This is a genomic window from Brachyspira sp. G79 (genome assembly GCF_002379365.1).
Lineage (GTDB): Bacteria > Spirochaetota > Brachyspiria > Brachyspirales > Brachyspiraceae > Brachyspira.
In genome coordinates, this window is record NZ_JQIU01000008.1 from 1,335,070 (window position 1) to 1,340,630 (window position 5,561).

Consider the following 5,561-nt stretch of genomic DNA (forward strand, 5'->3'; position numbering starts at 1 on the left):
GACAAAATTTAATTGTCCCTCTATATAAAATATTATTATTAACACGTTATAATATACTTGTTTAAAAATACATAGAAAATTATTTGTAATTTTTATATGCTTTATCATTATAAATTTTAATACATAAACTGCATCGCATAAATAACCATGTTAATATAATGCTATTATTTAATATATCAAAATGACAGCATAAATATAAAAAATTATCTTTTGAACAAAATCACAAATAATTTGACTATTTTTTTCTTTTATATAAAATAATGCCTATGGAAAAAATTATAAGAAGAACAGCACTAACTATAATATACACTATATTATTATCTTTAATAATACTATCAATTATATTCATACCCAAAGGCTATAATTTTTATAAACATTGCAAAGAATATATAAATAAACCATTTTCAAAAGACGAATTATCCATAAATGAAGAGAGAGCTTTAAAAATATATGACAGAAACTCAATACTAATATCAACTATATTTCCAAAGCATGGCGGTTTTTTTGAAGAGGTTAAATACAAAGATTTATCAACAAATTTGATTAATGCTGTAGTAAGTGCTGAGGATAAAAACTTCTTTAATCATAAAGGTATAGACTATAAGGCTATAATAAGGGCATTTTTATCAAATTTAATAAGCGGAAAGGTAGTTTCAGGAGGAAGTACAATTACTCAGCAGCTGGCTAAAAGTATAATTCCTCGTGAGAGAACATATATTAATAAATTCTATGAGGCACTTGACGCCATAAGACTAGAAAAAAATCTCACAAAAGAAGAAATACTAACTGAATATTTAAATAGAGTATTTTTTGGAAACAACTGCTATGGAGTTGGTGCTGCAAGCGATTTATATTTTCATAAAAAAGTTAATGATTTAAATAATAATGAATCTGCAATGCTTGCTTCTATAATAAAGTCTGGTACAAAGTTTAATCCTTATAAATATGAAGATAGATTAAAATCAAGAAGAATATATGTATTAAATGAAATGAAAAATAATAATTTCATCACTGAAGAAAATTATAATAAATATATTAACGAAAAATTAAATATATATGATGGTAAAGATAAATACACTTTTAAAGCTCCTCATTTTACAATGTATGCAAAAGAATCGCTTGAACACTTAAAATATACAGGCGTAACAGAATTAAGAACTACATTAGACTATAATATACAAAAAGAAGCCGTTTTAGTTATAAGCAATTCAAGTCAGTCTCTTCATACATTTAATGTCCGCAATATTTCATGCGTGATACTTAATGCAAAAACAGGAGAAGTGCTTTCAATGATAGGCTCTATGGACTATTTTGATACAGAAACTCATGGAGCTGTAAATGGAGCAACTGCATTAAGACAGGCTGGAAGTACATTAAAACCTTTTATGTATGCTTATATATTCGATAAAGGCGAATCCCCTGCTTCTGTTATATCAGATATTAAAACTTATATTAATTCACCAGGCGGAGATTATATACCAGAAAACTTTGACCATAAATATAGAGGTCCTGTTACTATAAGAGATGCATTGGCTAATTCTCTTAATATACCAGCTGTTAAATGGCTTGCAAGATATAGTATAAGAGATTTTCAAAATATACTTTTAAAATCAGGATTAAGTTCTATAGATAAAAATCCAGACTATTACGGTTATTCTTTGGTGCTTGGGAGTGCCGAAGTACGTTTGATAGATTTAGCTTCTGCATACAGTATATTTCCAAATTCTGGTACATTTATAAATCATTATTCAATAACTTCATTAAAAAAAGCAAACGGAGAAGTTATAACACTTCCTAAAAAAATAACAAGAAAAGTAATATCAGAAGAAAGTGCATATTTAATAACAAGCATACTCTCTGACAGAAATGCAAGAATGGGGTCTTTTAGAAGTTATAAAGGAATAGTATATCCATTTTCTATAGCAATAAAAACAGGAACATCAAAAGGATCAAGAGATGCATGGGCTATAGGTTATACTAAAGATTATATAGTGGGTATTTGGCTTGGGGATTTTGCAGGAAGTGAAATGATTAATATAACTGGCGGAAATGGTGCTGTGCCTATACTTTATGATATATTTACTATGCTTAATAAAAGCCAAAAAGAAACTAAATGGGACAAACCAGATACTATAGTAAAAAGAGAAATATGCCTTATAAGCGGAAAACTTAGAGGGGAGTTCTGCAAAGAAACAAGAGTTGAAGAGTTTTCTCATATAAATGTTCCTAAAGAAGAATGCGATGTTCATAACTTATATATAAAAACAAATTCAGATGGTTCTATTACAGAAAAAGTTTTTATTAACCTTCCTAATGAATATAATGGCTGGATAAGAGAGCAGCAAATAGAACGCCCTACCGCAGAATGGACAAAAGTTAATAATATTTATGCGTATAATAGAATGAAAAATAATAATCAAAATAGAAATTTAGAAAGTATAAATCAAGAAAATAGTTTTAATTTAAATTCAGCTTACAAAGTTCAAATGAATGTGAATAATATAAATACTTATAATTCTTCATCTGAAACAAAAAATGATAACAGCATAAATAATATAAGAGAAAGACTTTCAATAAAAGAACCTACTGATAACTCTGTATACAAAATAGACTCTACTCTGCCTATAGAATATCAAAATATATTCATATCATCATACATACCAAAAAATATAGTGTCTGCTGAGTTATACTGCAATAAGGAAGTGATAGCAAATATTGATGATTTAAAAAAAGATTATGTAAAATGGAATTTAAAGAATGGAGATTATACTTTTCATATAGAAGCAAAAACGGATAATGGAGAAACTATAAAAAGTTCTACTGTAAAAATATACGTACAGTAAAAAAAACTGTATTGATAATTTTTTTAATGCCGATAATATTAATAGTGTAATATGTATTTTACGGAGTTTATCTATGAATAAGAAAATTATTTCTATATTGTTAATGCTTTCCATAGCTTTAACACTTCAGTCTGCATATAAAACAAATCAGTATATGAAAGTAGTTGATGTTAAAGGAAAAGTTAAAATATCTTCTCAAAAGGCTATAGTAAAACCTGCTAGAAACGGCGATTTATTATTCACTAAAGATAATATCTCCACAGAGAATAATTCTTCTCTAACTTCATATTTAGAAAGCAATAATATATTCAAAGTTAAAGAAAACTCTTCTCTAAATATAGATGAATCCTATGATAAAACTGGAAACACTAAATTAACTTTAGATAGTGGAGATTTTTTAATTGCTTCTTCATCAAATGCTAAAGCAGATTCTATTACAGTATTAACTTCTAATGCAAGTATTAAAGTGTCAGGAGCAGCTGCAATATCATATACGAATGGAAACACAAAAGCTCAATTCTTATACGGAGAAGGCGAAATTAATGGAACTAAAGTTGCTCAGTTTACAGAAGTTAATATTGACAATTCCAATAAATTATCAACAAAAAACATAGAACTCAATGAAGAGTTTAAAAATAATATAATTGAAGTAACTTCTATGCCTTATGTTGAAGCAATAATACCTGAAGTATCCAATATGGCTGATGTAAAAAATTATTATGAAAAATATAATAATAAAACTATAAGTGAAACTAATACTGAAATTACATCTGTTGATTATGTAGGAAATACTAATGAAAACAGAACTACTTTAATTATCACTAATGAAACAAAATAATATATTAAATCTTTGACAAATAAAAAATTGAGTATATAATAATAATTAAATATGTGCTAAAAGGTAAATATAGATGACGCCTCGTGAACAAATAGTAAATGCTGGGAAAAGACTATTCAAAAAGTACGGATTTAAAAAAGCCTCTATGAGCGATATAGCTTTGATGGTACATAAATCTAAAAGCAGTATTTATCACTATTTCAAAAGCAAAGAGGAAATATTTTTTGCCATAGCTGAAAATGAAGCTAATGACTTAAAAAAAGAATTATATGAGGCTATAAAAAAAGAAGATACAGCCGAAGCTAAATTAAGAGCATATATTCTCACAAGACAGAAAGGTTATATAAAATTGGCAAATCTTTATGAAGCATTGCATAGTGAAATATTCGAAGACTTTACTCTTATAGAACATATGAGGGCACAGTATCATAAAGAAGAGTACAACACTATAAAAATGATATTAAGAAGCGGCGTAAAAAAAGGACTTTTTAATATAGATTTAAGACTTGCTACAGAGGCTGTTTTGGCTATTATAAAAGGCTTTGAGATTGAGTGGGTAAAAAATAAAAATTCTGGAGATTATGAAAAAGATTTGGATATTATTATAAATATCATATTCTACGGAATTGTCAAAAGATAAATATTAATATAATGAAAAATATTTTTATATATCCGCTTACATACATTATATACATAACTTTATTTTTTGCAGCAGGCATTTCTTTAGCATTTGTAAATCAGACATTTTTACATATTTCACTTACAGCAGCATTTATACTAATTATTATATCAATAATACTAACATTAAAAAAATATTATTATCTTTCTTTAATAATACTCATACTATCATCTTTATTCATAGGCTATAGCTATACTATTGCAAGATATCATGATATATTTAAAAATCCTCTTAATACTTTTAATAAACCAATAAAAGCATACAATGCAAAAATATTATCATATGACGGAGTTGTAGGTTTTAGAGACAGATATATTGCCTATGTAGATAAAGTCTATGATGGTACGAATTGGTATAATTATGCAGGAAATATAAGACTTTACAATAACTCACTAAAACCAATATACATTAATGATGAAATAACTGTATCTTCAAAATTAAATCTATATAAAAACATATTAACCAATGATGATATTTATGATTCAAAAACTATAATAAAAGTACTTTCTGAAAGAATGCTTTACGGAGCAGCAAGCATATATCCGTATAATAATTTTGTTGTCCAAAAAGAAGGCTTTTCTATTATAAATTATATAAATGCATATGCTCTAAAAATAAGAAACATTATAAAGAAATCGCTTGGAGAAAATATTGATGCAATACCCTATACTATAGCACAAGGTATTATGATAGGTGATAAAAATATCATTCCTTATCATATAAGAAAATATTTTATAGATTCTGGAATATCTCATATACTTTCTATATCGGGTCTTCATATTTCAATGATACTCTCAATTTTATATTTAATATTATCATTTTTCCCTATAAACTTTTACAAAAAAATATTAATATCATCAATCATAACGGTAATAATATATCCTCCAATTACTTTATTTTCCGTTTCTATAATAAGAGCAAGTATAATGGCAGTATGTTTTACTATATCATATTATTTTGACAGAAATAGAAACTCTGTTAATGCATTATTTTTATCTGCTTTGATAATACTTCTGCTTAATCCTAACTCTATAAAAGATATCAGCTTCCAATTTTCATTTTTAGCAACTTTAGGAATAATTCTTTACTACCCTATTATTAATTTCTATATAATAAAAATATAAAAATATTAATACTAATAATAAAGTACTAGAAACAGCAAAAAGTATCATAATAAAATCTATATCTTTTATCTATAAAT

4 protein-coding genes are annotated in these 5,561 nt (G+C 26.2%); all 4 read left to right on the forward strand.

From position 1 onward, the window contains the following. Positions 1-266 precede the first annotated feature (266 nt). Positions 267-2,843, forward strand: coding sequence for a penicillin-binding protein 1C (pbpC, locus tag KQ44_RS07260; protein WP_096737797.1), 2,577 nt, complete (start codon positions 267-269; stop codon positions 2,841-2,843). A gap of 73 nt (positions 2,844-2,916) precedes the next feature. Then, positions 2,917-3,681 carry a FecR domain-containing protein gene (locus tag KQ44_RS07265; RefSeq protein ID WP_096736852.1) on the forward strand — a complete coding sequence of 255 codons (765 nt, stop codon included), beginning with the start codon at positions 2,917-2,919 and terminating at the stop codon, positions 3,679-3,681. A gap of 73 nt (positions 3,682-3,754) precedes the next feature. Then, positions 3,755-4,321, forward strand: a complete 567-nt coding sequence (locus KQ44_RS07270) for a TetR/AcrR family transcriptional regulator (RefSeq protein WP_096736853.1) — start codon at positions 3,755-3,757, stop codon at positions 4,319-4,321. An 11-nt stretch (positions 4,322-4,332) separates the two neighbouring features. Next, complete coding sequence (locus tag KQ44_RS07275; RefSeq protein ID WP_240516534.1) at positions 4,333-5,484, forward strand: ComEC/Rec2 family competence protein; 1,152 nt, start codon at positions 4,333-4,335, stop codon at positions 5,482-5,484. Positions 5,485-5,561 lie beyond the last annotated feature (77 nt).

What these genes read in the sequence shown, in the direction of transcription:
- pbpC (WP_096737797.1), top strand. Translation starts at nt 267, where the DNA reads ATGGAAAAAATTATAAGAAGAACAGCACTAACTATAATATACACTATA.
- KQ44_RS07265 (WP_096736852.1), top strand. Translation starts at nt 2,917, where the DNA reads ATGAATAAGAAAATTATTTCTATATTGTTAATGCTTTCCATAGCTTTA.
- KQ44_RS07270 (WP_096736853.1), top strand. Translation starts at nt 3,755, where the DNA reads ATGACGCCTCGTGAACAAATAGTAAATGCTGGGAAAAGACTATTCAAA.
- KQ44_RS07275 (WP_240516534.1), top strand. Translation starts at nt 4,333, where the DNA reads ATGAAAAATATTTTTATATATCCGCTTACATACATTATATACATAACT.